This is a genomic window from Streptomyces sp. NPDC050806 (assembly GCF_055586425.1).
Window position 1 is genome coordinate 241328 of sequence record NZ_JBVJIF010000010.1, and the last position, 18759, is coordinate 260086.

The 18759-nt window shown below is 69.8% G+C and carries 14 protein-coding genes, 1 tRNA gene and 2 pseudogenes; 14 read left to right on the top strand and 3 right to left on the bottom strand.

Annotated elements, in window-relative coordinates; all coding sequences use genetic code 11:
• Nucleotides 1-80: 80 nt before the first annotated feature.
• From ACZ6WH_RS30485 to ACZ6WH_RS30520, 8 genes are all read left to right on the top strand, one after another.
• Nucleotides 81-1007 carry an SCO3242 family prenyltransferase gene (locus tag ACZ6WH_RS30485; protein ID WP_469732705.1) on the top strand — a complete coding sequence of 309 codons (927 nt, stop codon included), beginning with the start codon at nt 81-83 and terminating at the stop codon, nt 1005-1007.
• A complete protein-coding gene (locus tag ACZ6WH_RS30490) occupies nt 1004-2146 on the top strand; it encodes a sugar phosphate isomerase/epimerase family protein (RefSeq protein WP_469732295.1) in 1143 nt (380 codons plus the stop codon). Before ACZ6WH_RS30485 ends, ACZ6WH_RS30490 begins: the two co-directional genes overlap by 4 nt.
• A 20-nt stretch (nt 2147-2166) precedes the next feature.
• Entirely contained in the window at nt 2167-3114 is a 948-nt protein-coding gene (locus ACZ6WH_RS30495) for an EboA domain-containing protein (protein ID WP_469732707.1), read from the top strand.
• A gap of 5 nt (nt 3115-3119) precedes the next feature.
• The gene (locus tag ACZ6WH_RS30500) at nt 3120-3968 is read left to right on the top strand and encodes a TatD family hydrolase (RefSeq protein WP_469732297.1); all 849 of its coding nucleotides are present in this window, start codon (nt 3120-3122) and stop codon (nt 3966-3968) included.
• A 16-nt stretch (nt 3969-3984) separates the two neighbouring features.
• Nucleotides 3985-5247, top strand: a complete 1263-nt coding sequence (gene eboE, locus ACZ6WH_RS30505) for a metabolite traffic protein EboE (protein WP_469732299.1) — start codon at nt 3985-3987, stop codon at nt 5245-5247.
• A complete protein-coding gene (locus tag ACZ6WH_RS30510) occupies nt 5244-6695 on the top strand; it encodes a nucleotide pyrophosphatase/phosphodiesterase family protein (protein ID WP_469732301.1) in 1452 nt (483 codons plus the stop codon). Before eboE ends, ACZ6WH_RS30510 begins: the two co-directional genes overlap by 4 nt.
• Before the next feature lie 20 nt (nt 6696-6715).
• On the top strand, nt 6716-7786 hold the full coding sequence (locus tag ACZ6WH_RS30515; protein WP_469732303.1) for a sugar phosphate isomerase/epimerase family protein: 1071 nt from the start codon (nt 6716-6718) through the stop codon (nt 7784-7786).
• A gap of 143 nt (nt 7787-7929) precedes the next feature.
• Nucleotides 7930-8313 carry a chorismate mutase gene (locus tag ACZ6WH_RS30520; protein WP_432860256.1) on the top strand — a complete coding sequence of 128 codons (384 nt, stop codon included), beginning with the start codon at nt 7930-7932 and terminating at the stop codon, nt 8311-8313.
• Between the two features lie 100 nt (nt 8314-8413).
• On the opposite strand, the gene ACZ6WH_RS30525 is transcribed toward ACZ6WH_RS30520, so the two are convergent.
• On the bottom strand, nt 8414-8992 hold the full coding sequence (locus tag ACZ6WH_RS30525; protein WP_469732305.1) for a GNAT family N-acetyltransferase: 579 nt from the start codon (nt 8990-8992) through the stop codon (nt 8414-8416).
• Nucleotides 8993-9341: 349 nt separating this feature from the next.
• Between ACZ6WH_RS30525 and ACZ6WH_RS30530 the strand changes: the two genes are divergently transcribed.
• From ACZ6WH_RS30530 to ACZ6WH_RS30540, 3 genes and pseudogenes are all read left to right on the top strand, one after another.
• A tRNA-Leu gene (locus ACZ6WH_RS30530) sits at nt 9342-9426 on the top strand.
• 238 nt (nt 9427-9664) lie between these two features.
• A pseudogene (locus tag ACZ6WH_RS30535) lies at nt 9665-9808 on the top strand (IS5/IS1182 family transposase); the annotation flags it as partial.
• Nucleotides 9809-10002: 194 nt separating this feature from the next.
• Nucleotides 10003-10232: pseudogene (locus ACZ6WH_RS30540) on the top strand (DUF6308 family protein).
• A gap of 556 nt (nt 10233-10788) precedes the next feature.
• On the opposite strand, the gene ACZ6WH_RS30545 reads toward ACZ6WH_RS30540, so the two are convergent.
• Complete coding sequence (locus ACZ6WH_RS30545) at nt 10789-11553, bottom strand: hypothetical protein (protein ID WP_469732307.1); 765 nt, start codon at nt 11551-11553, stop codon at nt 10789-10791.
• A 414-nt stretch (nt 11554-11967) separates the two neighbouring features.
• Here ACZ6WH_RS30545 and ACZ6WH_RS30550 point away from each other — a divergent pair, with 414 nt between their 5' ends.
• From ACZ6WH_RS30550 to ACZ6WH_RS30560, 3 genes are all read left to right on the top strand, one after another.
• Nucleotides 11968-13794 carry a trypsin-like serine peptidase gene (locus ACZ6WH_RS30550; protein ID WP_469732309.1) on the top strand — a complete coding sequence of 609 codons (1827 nt, stop codon included), beginning with the start codon at nt 11968-11970 and terminating at the stop codon, nt 13792-13794.
• Nucleotides 13795-14348: 554 nt separating this feature from the next.
• Nucleotides 14349-15893, top strand: a complete 1545-nt coding sequence (locus ACZ6WH_RS30555; RefSeq protein ID WP_469732311.1) for an FMN-binding glutamate synthase family protein — start codon at nt 14349-14351, stop codon at nt 15891-15893.
• A gap of 161 nt (nt 15894-16054) precedes the next feature.
• On the top strand, nt 16055-16822 hold the full coding sequence (locus tag ACZ6WH_RS30560) for an alpha/beta hydrolase family protein (RefSeq protein ID WP_469732313.1): 768 nt from the start codon (nt 16055-16057) through the stop codon (nt 16820-16822).
• A 184-nt stretch (nt 16823-17006) separates the two neighbouring features.
• Here ACZ6WH_RS30560 and ACZ6WH_RS30565 read toward each other — a convergent pair whose 3' ends face one another.
• Nucleotides 17007-18731, bottom strand: a complete 1725-nt coding sequence (locus tag ACZ6WH_RS30565) for a styrene monooxygenase/indole monooxygenase family protein (protein ID WP_469732315.1) — start codon at nt 18729-18731, stop codon at nt 17007-17009.
• Nucleotides 18732-18759: the final 28 nt, after the last annotated feature.

Below are 18759 nucleotides of genomic sequence, written 5' to 3' on the forward strand. Positions count from 1 at the left end.
TCCGCGCCCTCCTCCCCGTCCGCTCCCTCCACCCGCTCCGCTCCCTTCGTTCCTTTCCTTCCCTTCCTTCCTCCGGATCGCTGCGGGCCTGGGCGGAGCTGCTCCGGATTTCCGCACCGGCCAGCGTCCCCGGCGACCTCCTCGCCGGCGCCGCGGCCGCCGGCCTGCGCCCCAATACCCGTACCGCCCTGGCCACCCTCTCCTCCCTCTTCCTGTACGAGGCAGGAATGGCCCTGAACGACTGGGCCGACCGCGACACCGATGCCGTGGAACGCCCGCACCGCCCCATCCCCTCCGGCCGCATCACCCCCGGCGCCGCCCTCGTCGCAGCCGGTGGCCTCACGGCGGCCGGCCTCGCCTGCGCGGCAGCCGCCGGCCGCCCGGCCCTGGTCACCGGTACCGCCCTGGCCGCCACGGTCTGGGCCTACGACCTGCACCTCAAGAACACCGTCGCCGGCCCCGCGGCCATGGCCTGCGCCCGCACCCTCGACCTCCTCCAAGGCGCCGTCGCCACCACCGCCCCCGGCTCATCCGCGAGCCCCGCCGTTCGCCGCGCCCTCCCCTCAGCCGCCCTGCTCGGCGCGCACACCTACACCGTCACCACCGTCTCCCGCCGCGAGGCCCAGGGCTCCTCCTCGTCCCTGCCCCTGCTGTCCCTCGCAGCCGTCACCGCCCTCGCCCACACCGCAGGCGGCGCCCGTTCCCTCGTCCGCCTCCCCGCATCCCCCACTCCCACCCCCACACCGGCTTTCGCTCTCGCTCCCGCCGACATGGCGGCTCGGATCCTCGCCGCTGGTTACGCAGCCACCGCCGCCCGCCCCCTTCTCCTCGCCACGCTCAACCCCTCGCCCCACTTCCTCCAACGGGCCGTCGGCGGCGGCATCCGCGCGATGATCCCGTTGCAGGCGGCCCTCGCCGCACGAGCCGGTGCGCCGGTCACCGGGACCGCGGTGCTCGCGCTCATCCCCGTCGCCCGTCGCCTGTCCCGGAAGGTCAGCCCGACATGACCCCGACACCCCCGCGGCCACCATCCCCGGACACACCCCCCACACCGACGCCGGCGACACCGACGCCGTCGACACCGACGAGACCGACATCGCCAATACCGCCTACATCGCCAACAACGTCGACGACGCTAGTAAGCCCGACAACGCTGTCACCGCTCCGTCTCGCCTACGGAACCAACGGCCTCACCGACCTCCGCCTGACCGACGCCCTCGCCCTCCTCTCCGACCTCGGCTACGACGGCGTCGCGCTCACCCTCGACCACATGCACCTCGACCCCCTCGCCCCGGGCCTGGCCGCCCGCACCGCGCGAGTGGCCGAAGCACTGCGGAACACGAACCTCGCCGTCGCCATCGAAACCGGCGCCCGCTACGTACTCGACCCCCGCCGCAAACACCACCCCACTCTCATCGACCCCGACCCGGAAGCCCGCGCCGTCCGCGTCGACCTGCTGCGCACCGCCGTACGCATCGGCGCCGACCTCGGCGCCACCGCCGTGCACTGCTTCAGCGGCGTACGCGATCCCGGCAGTCCGGACACCGACTCCTGGCAGCGCCTGGCCACCGCCCTGGCCCCGGTCGCCGAAGCGGCCTCCGACGCCGGCCTGCCGCTCGCCGTGGAACCTGAGCCCGGCCACCTCCTCTCCGACCTGGCCGGCTTCCATCACCTCCGTACGCTGATGGGCGAGCCCGACCCGGACGTACTCGGGCTGACCCTGGACATCGGCCACTGCCAATGCCTGGAGCAGCTGCCGCCCGCCGACTGCGTACGCGCCGCCGCCCCCTGGACCCGGCACGTCCAGCTGGAGGACATGCGCCGCGGCGTCCACGAGCACCTCCCCTTCGGCGACGGCGAGATCGACTTCCCGCCGGTGCTCGCCGCCCTCCGTGACACCGCCTACCAGGGCCTGGTGAGCGTCGAGTTGCCCCGCCACTCCCACGCCGGCCCCACCCAGGCCCAAACCTCCCTCCACTTCCTCCGCTCGACTCTCTCCAGAACCACCACGGCCACCACTGCCACGGCCACCACGGCCACCACTGCCACGGCCACGACCAGCACCGCCGCGACCACCACTCACACCGAAGGCGCCCCACGCCGATCCACCGCCGCCGCCATCACCCGCAACGGAGGTGCACCGTGATGACCCCCGACGACGCCTGGATCGCCCGTCTGGACAAGGCACTCCGCGACCGCCTCGGTGGTGACGCCCGCGCCTGGCTGGACGAGGCCCTCGCCGAAGCCACCGCCCACGCCACGATCCAAGCCCCTGGTCGCGCCGCGACCGACGCCACCGCCCACGCCGCGACCCAAGCCACCGGTCGCCCCGCGACCGACGCCTTCGCCCAGTCCGCCGCCAACGAAGCAAACGAAGCCAACGAAGCGCCCGGCGCGGGCACCCCCGCCGTGTGGGAGATGCGGTTTGCGTCCGCCGGGCGGTGGTGCGTGCGGGAGGAATCGCCGCACCATACCGACCCGGAGGCCACCGAAGCCGCGCGTGTGCTGATCCTGTGCACCGCCCGCGCCGACGGCCCCACCGTCGCCCGGCTCTACGAGCACGGCACGGCCGCCGAGCGCCGGGCCGTGCTCCTCGCACTGCCGCAGCTGCCGTTGGGTACCGGAGGCCGTGCCGGCCTGCCGCTCATCGAGGACGCCCTGCGGACGAACGACACGCGGCTGGTCGCCGCGGCCGTGGGCCCGTACGCCGCACGGCACCTCGATGCGCACGCCTGGCGGCACGCCGTGCTCAAGTGCCTGTTCACCGGTGTGCCGGTGGACGCCGTCGCCGGTCTCGCCGAACGCTCCCGCGGCGACGCCGAACTCGCCCGCATGCTCGGCGATTACGCCCGCGAACGCACCTCAGCCGGCCGTCCCGTACCCGACGATCTCCCTCGCGTTCTCGCTCTCACCCAGATGTCCCCCCTGTCCGCCGACGCTTCCGCCGGCCGGTCCGTCAGCCCGCCCGGCAGCCCGCCAGGCAATCCGTCCGCCGACTCGTCCGCCGAGCCGTCCACCGGTCCGTCCACCGACTCGTCCACCGAGCCGTCCGGCACCTCGTCCCGCGGCTGGTCCGTCAGCCCGTCCCCCGGCCCGTCCTCCGAGGAGGCGTAACCCCGATGCGTATCTTCGATCCGCACATCCACATGACCTCCCGCACCACCGACGACTACGAGGCCATGTACGCAGCGGGCGTGCGCGCCCTCGTCGAGCCGGCCTTCTGGCTGGGGCAGCCGCGGACCTCACCGGCGAGCTTCTTCGACTACTTCGACTCCCTTCTCGGCTGGGAGCCCTTCCGGGCTGCCCAGCACGGCATCGCCCACCACTGCACCATCGCGCTCAACCCCAAAGAGGCGAACGACCCCCGCTGTACCCCCGTCCTCGACGCACTGCCCCGCTACCTCGTAAAAGACTCGGTCGTCGCCGTCGGCGAGATCGGCTACGACTCGATGACCCCGGCCGAGGACAACGCCCTGGCCGCTCAGCTCCAACTCGCCGTGGACCACGGCCTGCCGGCCCTCGTCCACACCCCCCACCGCGACAAGGCCGCCGGGCTCAAACGCACCCTCGACGTCCTGCGCGAATCCGACCTGCCCCCCGCTCGTGTCGTCCTGGACCATCTCAATGAGACAACGGTAGGGGACGCCACTGACAGTGGCTGCTGGCTGGGCTTTTCCATCTATCCGGACACCAAGATGGACCCCGAGCGGATGGTGCGGATCCTCCGCGTGCACGGCACGGAGCGGGTGCTCGTCAACTCCGCGGCCGACTGGGGCCGCAGCGACCCGCTCAAGACCCGCCACGTCGGCGAGGCCATGCTCGCCGCCGGGTTCTCGGACGACGACGTCGACCAGGTGCTGTGGCGCAACCCCGTCGAGTTCTACGGCCAGAGCGGGCGCCTGACCCTGGACATCGCCGATCCCGGCGCCCTCCACGAGGGCAACTCCATCCTCCGCGGCGGGGAATGAGGAGGCGGGCGGACCCATGCGCTTCCGGCACCCCGACGGTTCCACCGTCCACCTCGCGTACTGCACCAACGTCCATCCGGCCGAGACCCTGGACGGCATCCTCGACCAGCTGCGCGACCACTGCGAGCCCGTACGCAGACGGCTCGGCCGCGACCGGCTCGGCATCGGCCTCTGGCTCGCCCGTGCCGCGGCCCGCGTACTGACCGCCGACCCCGCGGCCCTCCGCCTCCTGCGCAAGGAGCTGGACGTGCGCGGCCTGGAGGTCGTCACGCTGAACGGATTCCCGTACGAAGGGTTCGGCGACAGTCACGTCAAATACCGGGTCTACCGGCCGGACTGGACCGAGCCCGCTCGGCTGGAGTACACCGCCGACCTCGCCCGGCTGCTGACCGCGCTGCTGCCCGACGACGCCACCGAAGGCACCATCTCGACCCTTCCGCTCGCCTGGCGCACGAACTTCGACGAGCACCGGCGCACTGTCGCACTGGAAGCACTGCGCACCCTCGGCGCGCGCCTGGACGCGCTCCAGGACACCACCGGCCGCTCCATCCGCGTCGGCCTGGAACCGGAGCCGGGCTGCACCATCGAAACGCTCGCCGACGCCCTGGAGGCTCTGACCGGTACAGCAGGCACCCCAGGCACTTCGAACACCCCAGGCAACCCAGTTACCTCAGACGCTCCGGCTGCGCCGGCCACCGTCCCCACCCACCGCATCGGCGTATGCGTCGACACCTGCCATCTCGCCACCTCCTTCGAGGAGCCCGGCCCGGCGCTCGACGCCCTGCACCGCGCGGGCATCCCCGTCGTCAAGGCCCAGCTGTCCGCCGCCCTGCACGCCGAGGAGCCCGCGCGTGCGGACGTCCGCGACGCGCTCGGTGCCTTCGCCGAACCGCGCTTCCTGCACCAGACCCGCACCCGCTCCACGCAGGGCGCACTGCTCGCCACCGACGACCTGGACGAGGCACTCGGTGACCGGGGGAGCGGTACGGGACTGCCCACCGGAGCTCCGTGGCGCGCCCACTTCCACGTACCGCTGCACGCGCCGCCGCAGCCACCCCTCACCTCCACGCTGCCGGTGCTCCAGGACACCCTTGCCCGCCTCGTCGGCCCGGCCGCCCCGCCGCGTACGCACCACCTGGAGGTCGAGACGTACACCTGGCAGGCCCTGCCGCCCGAGCTCCGGCCGCGCACCCGTGCCCGGCTCGCCGACGGCATCGCCGCCGAGCTCTCCCTCGCCCGCGACCTGCTGACCGACCTCGGCCTCAAGGAACTGCCATGACCGTGCACGACAGCAGCCCCGGCGACCCCGACAGCCGCGAAGACACCGCTGCCGCCCCGGCCGCCCCCGCGCCGCCGCCCCAGCCTCTTCTGGTCCTCGACGTCGTCGGCCTCACCCCCCGCCTCCTCGATCACATGCCGCACCTCAAGGCGCTGGCCACGGGCGGCTCGTACGTTCCGCTGCGTACCGTCCTGCCGGCTGTCACCTGCACCGTGCAGTCCACGATCCTCACCGGCACGCTCCCCTCCCGGCACGGCATCGTCGGCAACGGCTGGTACTTCCGCGATGTCGGCGAGGTCCACCTCTGGCGGCAGCACAACGCCCTGGTCGGCGGCGACAAGCTGTGGGACGCGGCCCGCCGCGCCCACCCCGGCTACACCGTCGCCAACGTCTGCTGGTGGTACGCCATGGGCGCGGACGTCGACTGGACCGTCACACCGCGGCCCGTCTACTACGCCGACGGTCGCAAGGAACCCGACTGTTACACCCGCCCGCCCGCCCTCCACGACGAACTCACCGAGCTGCTCGGGCCGTTCCCCCTCTTCACCTACTGGGGGCCCACGGCCTCCCTCGCCTCCTCCCGGTGGATCACCGACGCGACCCGCCACATCCTGCGCACCCGCCATCCCGACCTCACCCTCAGCTACCTCCCGCACCTCGACTACGACCTCCAGCGGTACGGCCCCGACGACCCCCGCTCGCACGCGGCCGCCGCCGCACTCGACACCGTCATCGCCCCCCTCCTCGACGACGCCCGCTCGGCCGGCGTCACCGTCGTCGCCCTGTCCGAGTACGGCATCACCCGCGCCCGCCGCCCCGTCGACATCAACCGCGCACTGCGCCGGGCCGGCCTGCTGGAGGTGCACACCCAGGACGGGATGGAATACCTCGACCCGACCGTGTCCCGTGCCTTCGCCGTAGCGGACCACCAGATCGCGCACGTCTACGTACGCCGCCCCGAAGACCTCGACGTGACCCGCGAAGCCCTGGCGGACCTGCCCGGCATCGCCGAACTCCTCGACGACACGGGCAAGAAGCAGCACGGGCTGGACCACCCGCGCGCCGGCGAACTCGTCGCCGTCGCCGAACCCGACGCGTGGTTCACGTACTACTACTGGCTCGACGACGCGCGCGCACCGGACTTCGCGCGCCTGGTCGAGATCCACCGCAAGCCCGGCTACGACCCCGCCGAACTCTTCATGGACCCGCGCGACCCCTACGTACGGCTACGCGCCGCCACCGCACTGGCCCGCAAGAAGACCGGCATGCGCTATCGCATGGCCGTCGTCCCCCTCGACCCCGAGCCCGTGCGCGGCAGTCACGGGCGTATCCCGGACCACGAGGACGACGGGCCCGTCCTGATCTGCTCCACCGCAGGCACGCTCACCACCCCCCTCGATGCGACCGAAGTGAAGTCCTTGCTCCTCAAGCTTGCCGCACGGCACTGACAATCGACTTTGGAGCCGCAATGACCAGCGACGTTCCCAACCCGCGCACCTCACGCCACCCCGAGCTCGCGCGCACCCTCGCCCGCCGCGGATTCCTCGGCGTGGCCGCCGGCGCCACCGCGGCGGCCGTCCTCGGCGCCTCGCAGGCCCAGGCCGCGCAGCCCGGCGCGCGCCCCGAGCCCGCCGGTGCCGGCGGCCACCGCCCCGTCGTCCCGCCCGGCCGCCTCGGCATCCAGCTCTACACACTCCGCGACAAGACCTCATCCCTGGGCTTCGCCAGAGTCTTCGAGGAACTGGCCCGCTACGGGTACGACGAGGTGGAGTTCGCCGGGTACACACAGGGCTCGGCCGGAGCCATCACGCTCGCCCAGCTGAAGCGCCTCATGCGGAACAACGGCCTGCGTGGCATCGGCAGCCACGTCGGCTACTACTCCTCCGACCCCAACGCGTACACCTTCGCCACCAACCTCACGAAGGTGCTCGACGACGCCGAGGCCCTCGGCCTGCCGTACGTGGGCACCGCCTCGGGTCCCGACCGCTACGGCAACACCGTCGACGGCTGGAAGCGCGCGGCCGAGGACTTCAACACCTACGGAGCGGCCGCCAGGGCCCGCGGCATGTACTTCTACCAGCACAATCACGCGGAGGAGTTCGCCTTCGCCACCGACAACCCGAAGGTGCGGCTCTACGACATCCTGCTGGCCGAGACCGACCCGCGCCTCGTGAAGCTGGAGATGGACATCTACTGGGCGTACGTCGCGCAGTACCGCTTCTCCAAGCGCCCCGACGGCACGGCGGCGCCCTTCGAGCCGCTGGACTACGTCCTCGCCGACCCGGCCCGCTATCCGCTCTTCCACGTCAAGGACGGCGAGCACGACGAGGCCGAGCGCGACGGCTACCGGATGGTCGACGTGGGCGACGGCGACCTCGACTACCGCCGCTTCATCAGCCGCGTGGAACGCCTCTCCGGCCGCAAGCACCACAACTGGCTCGTCGAACGCGACGACGCCGTCGACCCGGCCGTCAACCCCGCCGGCTCCCTCACCACAGCCAGCCGCTCCGCGCGGCACCTCCTTCACCTGCGCGGATAGCACCGCCTTCGTGCAGGTAGGGCGGCCGCCGCTCGGGGCAGCCACTCCGTGAGACGGCGGTTCCGTCCCTTACGTGCTCCTCGTCCGGGGCGGGTAGTGTGCCCCACGATCACGCACTACCCGACCCAGATTGGCGACACGACATGAGCGAGTGGACGCCCGCCACGCCGACCACGGCCGGCGGAGACCCGCGCTCCCACGCGGCCTCCGTATCGGACGAGGCGGCGCGGGAGCGGCTGCTGTACCTGCGCGGCAGCATCGACAACCTCGACGCCGCGCTGGTGCACCTGCTCGCCGAGCGCTTCAAGTGCACGCAGCAGGTCGGCGAACTCAAGGCCCGGCACAGCCTGCCGCCCGCCGACCCGGCCCGCGAGTCCACACAGATCGCCCGCCTCCGCCGCCTCGCGGAAGACGCCAAACTCGACCCGGCCTTCGCCGAGAAGTTCCTCAACTTCATCATCGAAGAGGTCGTCCGACACCACAAAGCGATCGCCCAAAACGCAGAAGCGGAAGCGAACGGCGCCTGACGCCCGTCCCCGGAGACTGTCCGGGGCTTGAGGGGCGGCGGCCACCGCTTCGTACGTACGATCGCGACTGGCCGCGCGATCAAGGCTCCCGCACGCGCGCTCAAAGCTCCCGCACGAACGAGACGCGGTCCAGCCCCGGCCCGTCGTAGTCCGTGTGGACCGCCACCCCGTCCTCCAGCCGGTCGCCCGGCTCGACCCGGAAGCCCATCCGGGAGTGGTACGCGATCGAGTTCCGGTTGACCGGGCTCGTGATGGAGCGGACGCGAGACCGGCCGTGCCCCCGAGCGAGGTCGAAGAAGCGGTAGTACAGGGCGCTGCCCAGGCCGCCACGCTGCGCCTCAGGGTGCACGCCCACGAAATGGATGTACGCCGTCTCGGCGTCGGTCTGCGACAAGAACCCGATGAGAAACGCCCGCAGCGCCGCCCCCTCGGCGGCCCCGCCCTCCGCCCCCGCCGCGACGGGCTCCTCCACAAGCAGGCTCGTCCCCGCAAAGTGCTGGAGGAACAGCCGCGGCACCAGAAGACGCCGCTGCTGGGCACCCGCCTCGCCCCCCTGCCCGCCCCACCAGTCGGTCAGCGCCCCTTGAAGCACCGCGTGGTCCGAGGCCCGCGGATGCCGCACCGCGAGACCGGGCGGGAACGGCCGAGGCGATTCGTGATCAATGGATCGCACATTCATGCGACGAGCGTACGGTGATCAGACCCCACCCTCCGCGCGTTCCGCCGCCCTCTTGAGAATCAGCGACAGCCCGGCCGCGGGAACAGTGCCAGCCCGGTCGCAGAAACAGCGCCAGCCCGGCCGCCCCGGCACTCCCGCACGGCCGACCGTCACGTCGATCACCATCCGTACAGCCCGCCCACACGTGCTGTGATCAGCGGAAACGTCGAACGAGGCGCGGTCGCCCGCCACCACACCCGAGCCATAAGCCATCCTTATGTCTGCCCGGATATGGATGTGAAACCCACTCCGAAACCTTGGTATTGTTGTCCATGTCGCCGCGGGCAAGGCCCCGCGCCGACGACACCTAGTCCGGGTGGCGGAATGGCAGACGCGCTAGCTTGAGGTGCTAGTGCCCTTTATCGGGCGTGGGGGTTCAAGTCCCCCCTCGGACACTGATCATCTCCCCACGGTCTCCTGTAGGCCGTGGGGTTTTGTCGTTGTATGGGGCTGGTAGGCCGGGCTCGGGTGGCATAGGTCTCTCATGGGTCCTGGACAGCCATTCGGTGATAGGGGTCGGGTTGGCGTCGGATTCGAGGGTGCCCAGCGTCCTGGGTCGCTGCTGCTCGCCCTTGAAGCTGGGCTTGCCTCGGCAGGAGACGGCCGAGCGGTTGTGGATGTGGACAGCCCTTTGTCCCGGCCCGCGACCGTATGGTGGGCACGTCCTCGCGCAATCACCGGTTCTCGGCGAACGTCCAGGTCACCGCGGACCCGGACATCAGGCTGGTGGCAGCCGTGGGCCATCCGGTGCCGGGCGCCTCAGCCGATGCGAGGGCCTAAAGGAGCTCTCGGTGATCTGCTGTCCGAGCTGCTCAGCAGCATCCCCCGTGACTTCGGCATGGCCCATGCTGAGGTTGCAGTTCTGGCCCCAGGGCCGTCGGCCGACACTGCGTGGCGCCTTCTCAATGATCAGGTCGGAATAGGGGTGGGGCACGGTCGGCAAACTCCTCGCCCGCAAGCGTCTGAGTCTGTTGCCCGTCCATGACCAGGTCGTTCGCTGCATCTTCGGTCGACCAAGGTCCTTCTGGCTCGATTTGCGTGCCGCGTTACGAGCCGACAGCCTGCTCTGCACCGTGCGCTGGTGGCACTGCGCCAGTCCGCCGGTGTGCCGGAGACCGTCAGCGCTCTACGGGTGTGTGACGTCGCGCTCTGGCCGCGTCACCACGCTGGCCATCGAAAGGTGGGGTACGTCCAGGAGTGACAACGCCGCGCGCAGAGTAACGACGCACGAGGATGACCGGCGAGCAGGGACGCAGCCGCGCAGCCTCGTACCCTGCCCAGGCCCGGGAACGAGGCGGGGGGCGGCCATGCTCGCGTCGAGTGGCTGCTCGCAGCCTTCGCCACCACCCTGCTTCCTGCCCTCCCCATGGGAGGCCACGCACTGGTTCGCGTGGTGCAAGATAACCCGGCAACTGCCGCGCGACTCTTGGACCACGCACTCGCCACCGGGCGGCTCGCCACCATTCATGACGGGCATGTCGGCGTCGGCCCCCTGCTGATGCGCTGGGTGGCAGCCTTCGGCCCGCTGGTGTCCAGCGGCGTGGTCGCCGCGCCCGTGTTGGTCGTCCTGGTACAGCTGGGCTACGGCGAGGCCGTATCCCACCCTGTGCTGGAGATGGCGCAGCCTGTATGCCCGAGGGGCCGCGCGTCTGGGTCACCGACATGCTGGGAGCGGGGTGGAATGTTCGTCGCCATCTCTCGGTGGTCGGGCCGCCGGCCGCATGCCCCGGGCGCCGTACGCGTCGGGGCTTGTCGCGTTACTCGTGTGCCGCCAGGTCCCTTTCCGCATGGACGCATTGGTCTTCGCTGGTGACGCTGACGTTGTGAGCTCCTTCGTCACCGTCCCACCATTCCGTGAAGTCCTCTGCGAGCGCGTCGATGTATTCCCTCGTCCGAGGGTCTTCACGGGCGAGGTAATCAGTGGACACGGTCACCGCGCCGGATCCCTGCCGGCCGTAGCCGATGCTGAGGGCTGTGATGTGGTCCGCCCGGCTCCGCCCCTTCTTGGTGTGTGCAGTGGTCCAGGTCTGGAAATCCGTTAGGAGATTGACGGGGTTGCTCCCGCCGTACAGTGTCACCTCTTTCACGTTCTTGCCGCCCTGGCTGCGGAAAACCGCGGTGCCGGCGGAGGTGTCGTCGTCCCACCACTCCTGGAACGCTTCGGCGAGTGGCCCGACTTCGTCTTCGGCGGAACCCCACGGGCCGTAATCCGTGAGTACGTCGGCCGTGCCGAGGCGGCTGTCGGAGTCGTAGCGCAGTCGCAGTGACAGCGCATGCCCGGCGAGTTCGTCATCGTGCTCCGAGACATTCGACTTCAGCCACGACCGGAAACCCCGCAAGAGGTTGGGATCGTCATGCTCATCGAGCTTCTTCTCTTGCTGCGTCCGCGTGCTGTCAGCGGTTGGCGGACGCGAAACCGAGTGGCCCCCGTTGCCGGACGCGCACGACGTCACCAAGAGGGCGACAAATCCCGCGAGTAGCGCTTTTCGCCCAGCTCGCATTCGTTGGCAAACCTTGGTCACGGTTCGCTCCCATACCCCGTATTGGTCATGTATTTACTGTTTGCATAGGGTACATTCCTCATTGCTCTAGACCAATCGGGACCTCTGACCAAGTCCCGTCCTTGTTCCATGGGGGAACGCACCACCTTGATAGTTGGAACGATCCTGCCCGCAGTGACGGTGCTCGTGGCAGCCACTGCCGGCCCAGCCCTGGCAGCCGAACAGCCGGCGACTCCGGGCACTCCGCAACCCGCCGCCAAGCAACCGGCGGCCACGCCCGAGGCCTCCGGTGCACAAGGCCCGCCAGAGCTTCCGAACCCTTCGGGTACTCCGAACCCCTCGGATACTCCGAGCCCTTCCGCTACCGCGGAACGGCCAAGCCCCTCGGGGTGGCCGGTAACCCTGGGCCCTTCGCCCACTTCGCGACCGTCGGCCATGCCGGAGCAGTCGCCCGCGGCAGACGACGGTGCACTGGCCCGCTCCCTGGCCAAGTTCTGGACGCCCGAGCGGATGGCCCAGGCCCAACCGGTGGAGGAGCAGCAAGCGCGCGAGGCATGGTCCCGGCAGGACCGGCAGGAGGGGTCGTCGTCCGATGACGCAGAGCGATTCAGCGGGCCTCAACTTCGCTCGCCCTCCCACACGTTCAAAGGCCTCAAGCAGGTCGGCACGTTCTACTGGGCGCAGAAAGCCGGCAACGACTTCCCCGACCGTTACGACTACCGGTTCTGCGGAGGCACCGTCGTACCGTCACCGGGCAAGAACCTGGTCGCTTCTGCCGCGCACTGCTTCGACAGCAATGATCAGAAGGAAAACCTGATCTTCGTTCCGCAGCACAGTGCGACGAAGCCGATGCCGCACGGGCTGTTTCCCATCAAGAAGGGCAGCATCTTCAAGGACCCCGGATACACCGGGACCAAGAAGAGCGAAGAGAACTACACCGACGTCGACGTCGCGTTCCTCGCCACCGAGCCGCGCAGTGACGGCAAAAAGGCTGAACAGGTCGTCGGTGCGATCCCGTTGGGCTTCAACACAGGCTTCGACCACACCGTCCAAGCCATTGGCTATCCCTACCTGTATGGCGGTGGCCACTACAAGCCGAAGCAGGACCCGCTCAGCTGCACCACGCCGATGAAGCGATACCGGACCGGCAACACCCGGGACAGCGGCGGACGACTCTGGCGTGGCGGTACGTTCTCCGAAATCCATTGCGATGGCTACGTCGGTGGCACCTCCGGAGGACCCTTCATCACCACGGGCGGTGAGACGGCCAAGCTCATCGGAGTCACCGGCGGCTGGATGACCGGCGGCCACAGCGCCGACACCTCCTACTCCTCGTATTTCGACAATGACGTCAAACGCATCTACGAGGCGGCGAAGGCCGGAAAGCAGCCGGCAAGCATCAATCCACCACCGATGAAAGAGCCGGTACTGCCGGGCGCCGGTACGTGGAAGTACGCGCGGGACATCGCCAACGGATACTTCGCGCTGGACGGCCCGGTCGCCGAGGACCGGATGGACATGTTCGTACTCTGGGCCGACGGTGAGCTGAGCATCTACCGCGGCGCCGGAAAGGAGAAGGGCTACTTCGACAAGGAGTTCAAGGTCCAGAGCGCCAACAGTCTGTGGCGCAACCACGCCAAGCAGATCGTCGCGGGCGACTTCACCGGGGACAACGGATCCGATCTCATTGTCCGCTGGTCGGACGGCGAAGTGACTCTCTATCCCTCGGTGGACGAGAATGGCTTCCATGGCGAACGGCAACTGGTCGCCCCCAACGGCACCTGGAAACATGCCGAGGCGCTGACCGCGGGCCGCTTCGGGGGCAACAAGTGGCAGGACGACCTCGTCGTGCGCTGGTCGGACGGAGAGGTCTCCCTCTACCAGAACACCGGGACCGCCCTCGGCAAGGAGATCAGGGTCGTTGCTCCCGGCACCGGCCAGGCGGGGACGTGGAAGCACGCCACCCAGATCACAGCCGGTGACTACGCCGGAGACGACACTTGGGACCTGATCGTGCGCTGGTCCGACGGCGAGCTGACCCAGTACCAGGATTTCACCGGCACCGGCGACTCCTGGGGCGAGCACAGGTGGCAGGCCCCCAATGGCCTGTGGAAGCACGCCCTGATCGTCAGTGGTGGCGACTTCACCGACAACCCTTGGGCCGACGACACCATTGTCCGCTGGTCGGACGGCGAACTCACCCTCTATGCCGACGGCAATGCCTCAGGCATCGGCACGGAGCACCGCCTTGTCGCGCCGTGACCGACCATGACGCGTAGCGTGTAACGCGAGACGCCTCCTCCGCCGCGAGACAAGGAAGCAGAGTCCCCACCGCTGCAACTCGAAGGGTAGCGCTCGCTCTCCTGCGACAGGGCAGCGGCGTGGCCTTCCCGAGAGCTGAGGTGTTCCCGAGGCGTGAGTTCCCTCAGGCTGCACGTCGGGTTCGCTGTTCGAGTGGGGGAGGGAGAGGGGACCGGGCGCCCGTTCGATGCTTGGCGGTGCTGGGATCGGCGTTCTCGGCGTCGCGGCTGGACGTGGCGGTGACGGCACCCGTGGTGCAGGGCCCGCGGTGCAGTGGAGCGCGTGCCGTCGTCGCCGGGCGTCGGGTGGTCCGGCGGGCGGGGACGGCTCTTCGATTGAGTGGGAGCTTGGCTGCTGCCCCTGGCCACGTGGGTGTCTGTGCGACCTCTACTATCGTTTCGCGTTCTCCGACGGACCTTGACGACTGCTTGATGTGTCCGCCGCCCAACGCCTGCCATGGCACGACGACGTCCACCGCATGGCGATGGAGTCGAGCATTGAGGAGAGATTCGTACATGCGCGCACGGAGCATAGCCGTAGCCACCGCAGCAGCACTGGGGCTGGTGGCCGCCCGTGACCTCGTCCAGAAGAAGCACGCGTTGCTGCGGAACTTCCCGGTGGTCGGGCATGCGCGGTACATGTTGGAGACGATCGGTCCGGAGCTGCGGCAGTACATCGTGACCTCCAACGACGAGGAGCGCCCGTTCAGTCGTGACCAGCGCACCTGGATCTATGCGTCGTCGAAGGGGGAGAACAACTACTTCGGGTTCGGCACCGACAACGACGTCGAGCACATGCAAGGGCACGCGTACCTGAAGCAGCGCACGTTCGCCGGGGCGCTGCCCGACGCGCACGATCCGCAGGCCCCACTGCCCTCGGCCAAGGTGCTGGGTGGGCCGCGTGGGCGCGCCAAGGCGTTCCGGCCGGCGAGCGTGGTCAACATCTCGGCGATGAGCTTCGGGTCCCTCTCCGGCGCGGCGGTCACGGCGCTCAACAAGGGGGCGGCGCTGGCAGGCGCGATGCACAACACGGGGGAGGGCGGCCTCTCGCCGTACCACCGCAACGGCGCCGACCTCGTCCTTCAGATCGGTACGGCGTACTTCGGCTGCCGCAACGAGGACGGCAGCTTCAATCTCGAGAAGCTCAAGGACGTGGTCGCCGGCGCCCCGGTCAAGGCGATCGAGATCAAGCTCTCCCAGGGCGCCAAGCCGGGGCTGGGCGGGATGCTGCCGGGCGCGAAGGTGACCTCGGAGATCGCCGACATCCGCGGCATTCCGCTCGGCAAGGACTGCGCCTCCCCGTCGCGGCACACCGCCTTCAGCGATGTCGACTCGATGCTCGACTTCGTCGAACTCCTCGCCACCGAGACCGGTCTGCCGGTCGGGATCAAGAGCGCGGTGGGCGAGATGGACTTCTGGCAGGAGCTGGCCACGCTGATGGCGCGTGGTGACCGCGGGGTCGACTTCGTGACCATCGACGGAGGTGAGGGCGGCACCGGGGCGGCGCCGCTGACCTTCAGCGACTCGATGTCGCTGCCCTTCAGGATGGGCTTCTCGCGGGTCTACGGCGTCTTCGCCGAACGGGGACTGACCGACGACCTGACCTTTATCGCCTCGGGCAAGCTCGGCCTGCCCGAGAACGCCGCGGTCGCCTTCGCCCTGGGCGCCGACATGATCAACGTGGCGCGTGAGGCGATGCTGTCGATCGGCTGCATCCAGGCGCAGAAGTGCCACACCGACAAGTGCCCCACCGGTGTCGCCACCCAGAACGCGCGGCTGGCCCGCGGCATCGACCCGGTCTCGAAGGCCACCCGGACCGCCGACTACCTGCGCACCCTGCGCAAGGAGCTGATGAAGATCTCGGCGGCCGTCGGCGTCGCCCACCCGGCACTCATCACGGCCACCGACATCGAGATCATGAACGGCGACTACGAAGCCCGCACGCTGGCCGGCGTGTACGGCTACAAGGACGGCTGGGGCACGCTCGGCCCGCGCCTCGCCGACGAGATCACCGAGCTGCTCACCACCGAGTCGGCCACCGTGCAGAAGCCGACCTTCTGACGCGCCGAGGGCGACAGGCACCGCGTTCATGCTTCACTGCTCGGAGCGCGCGGGAAACCGGGCGGTGTCGACCTCGCTCGGCCTGGTGTCGCCCTCGCTTTCCCCCCGCCCCACGAACAGCCCTCTCCCCACGAACAGCCCTCTCACCAGGTGATCACAACATGAGCGAAAAAGTGCGATTCCAGAGTGTCGTCGGCCCCGAGCTGGCCGGAGCGATCGATCTGCCGGACGGCGAGATCCGAGGCTGGGGGCTCTTCGTGCACGGATTCACACTCGGCAAGGACTCGCCGGCCGCCTCGCGCGTCAGCAAGCAGCTGGCACGCGAGGGGATCGGAATGCTGCGCTACGACAACCTCGGGATCGGGGACTCCGACGGCGACTGGGGCGACGGTTCCTTCACCGTCAAGGTCCAGGACACGGTCCGTGCGGCAGCTCTGATGGCGGAGCGGGGGACGCCGGCGGACCTGCTGGTGGGGCACTCCTGGGGAGGCGCCGCTGCCATCGCCGCAGCGGCCGAGGCAACCGGCGTCCGCGCGGTCGCCACGATCGGGGCGCCTGCTGACCCCAGTCACGTCGAACGACAGTACGACGCGGTCGTCGATCGCGTTCTCGGCGAAGGATCGCACGAGTGGTTCGTCGGCGGGCGGACCCTGGTCCTCAAGCGCGCCTTCGTCGAAGACGTCCGCCGTGCTCGCCTCCGCGACCGAATTCGTGATCTGGACCTGCCGCTGCTCGTCCTGCATTCCCCTACCGACAACACGGTCGACATCGACAACGCCGGGGAGATCTTCAACGAGGCACGGCACCCGCGAAGCTTCGTCTCGCTCGAAGGAGCGGACCACCTCCTGACCACACGAGGACAGGCACAGCGCGCCGCCCACATCATCAGCGCCTGGGCCGATCAGTACATCCACGGGTCGCGGTCCTGAGGAAAGACGTCTCAGGCGGCGGAGAGCCCTCGGGGATAGTGAGCCCGTAGGGGCCCGGTCCGCAGGGATGGGTGTGTAGTGGGGCGGTGGTGGGGCGCCTGGTGGGGCGTCGGCTGGTTGCGCGACAGCCATCGGCCGTCAGCCGTCGGCCTTCGGCCCGGCTCGGTGTCGCCCGTCTTCTCGTTCACAGGTCCGGATGCTTCGTCGCCACGTGGTAGTACCCGGAGTGGAACACCAGGGGAGCGCCGCCGTCGGCCTCGTACTGTTCGACCTCGCCGAGGAAGATGATGTGGTCGCCGGCGTCCAGGCGTTGGACGGTGCGGCATTGGAATCGGGCGACCGCGCCGTCCAGGAGCGGGGTGCCGGCGATGCCGGGGGTGGTGGGGACACCGCGGAATTTGTCGTCGGCCGGGGTGGCGAACTGGCGGGAGAGATGGTGCTGGTCGGCGGCCAGTACGTGGACGGCGAAGTGCGAGGCGTCGGTGAAGTCCGGCAGGCTCGGGGCGCTTTTGCCGGGACACCACAGGATGAGGGGCGGCTCCATGGAGACGGAGGTGAAGGAGTTCGCGGTCATGCCGACGTTGCGGCCGTCGGGGGCACGAGCCGTCACCACGGTGACGCCGGTGGCGTACTGGCCCAGCGCGCGGCGCAGCTCGCGGCTGTCGAAGCGGGCGGCGTGCTGGGCGTGCTTCTCGGCGAGGAAGCGGTGTGCCTCGGCCTCCTCGAACCACCAGCGGTAGAGGGTGCGCGGGTCGTCGAACCCGGCGGCGAGTGCGCCGGCGACCGAGGGGATTTCGGCCGCTGCGGAGAGGAGTTCGCGATGGTGGGGGCGCAGGTCGGTCAGTAGGGAGTTGGTCCAGCCGACGGCCCACTGGGACCAGCCTCGCCAGAAGTTGTCAAAGGTGCGTTGCATCCACTGCGGGGTGAATTCGGCGGTGCCGTGGCGGAGGATGCTGTCGAGGTAGTGGGTCGCTGCCTGGGCGGCGTTGTTGGACCCCTGGCCGGTGATCGGGTCGTTGAGTACGACGGCGTCGGCCATGCCGAGGACGTGCCGTCCGGAGGCGAGCCGGGCGACGGGTTGCCGGACGGTCGGGGTGATGGTGCCGCGCAACACGCCGCCGCTGTCCGTGAGTTGCGCGTGCCGGCAGCGTTCGTACTCGTCCGGGAAAAACCGGCGGAGGATCTCCAGGGAGCGGCCGAGATGACCTTCGGGGGTGCGGATGTCGTCCCAGCAGTCCATCGGGCCGCCGGGGACGCCCTCGAAGACCATGATGTCGCACGGTCCGGTGGTGGTGAGCGCGGGGAAGGAGAAGTATTCGCCGACGCCGGGGACCATCCGGTAGTGGACGGCGGCCTCCCCCTCCCGCGGTGCCGTTCCCGTGACGTACGTCAGAGCCAGCGCGCGGCGTGGCCGGTCGTACGGGGAGAGTTCGGCGTTGCGCGGGAAGAGGCGGCTCAGCTCGCCCTTGCCGGTGGAGACCACGACGAGATCGTGTGTACGGGCGTACCACTCGAGGTCGTTGACGCCCGCCTCGTGCAGCACGATCTCGCCGCGGCCGCCCTCCGCGAACTGCTCCAGCCAGGCCGCGCACTTGACCCGCTGATCGACGGAGTGGGCGGGGCCCTCCAGCGGCGCACGCCAGGAGACTTCCGGAGTGCCGTGCGGACCGATGAGTGAGAGCGCGATGCCGGTGATGTCCGGTGCCCGGTCCTCCCAGTGGTGCAGGCCGAGGTCGCGCTCGCTCTGCAGCGCGGTGTCGAACATGCACTGACTGGACATGACCGGGCCGCGACGTATCTCGTCGGGGCCGCGGTCGGTGACCAGGGTGACGTCGTAGCCGTGCGCCTGGAGACCCAGTGCGAGTTGGGCCCCCGCCTGCCCGGCGCCGATCACCGCGATCCTTTTCATGGTCCTGCTGTCCTGCTCTCGTTACGTA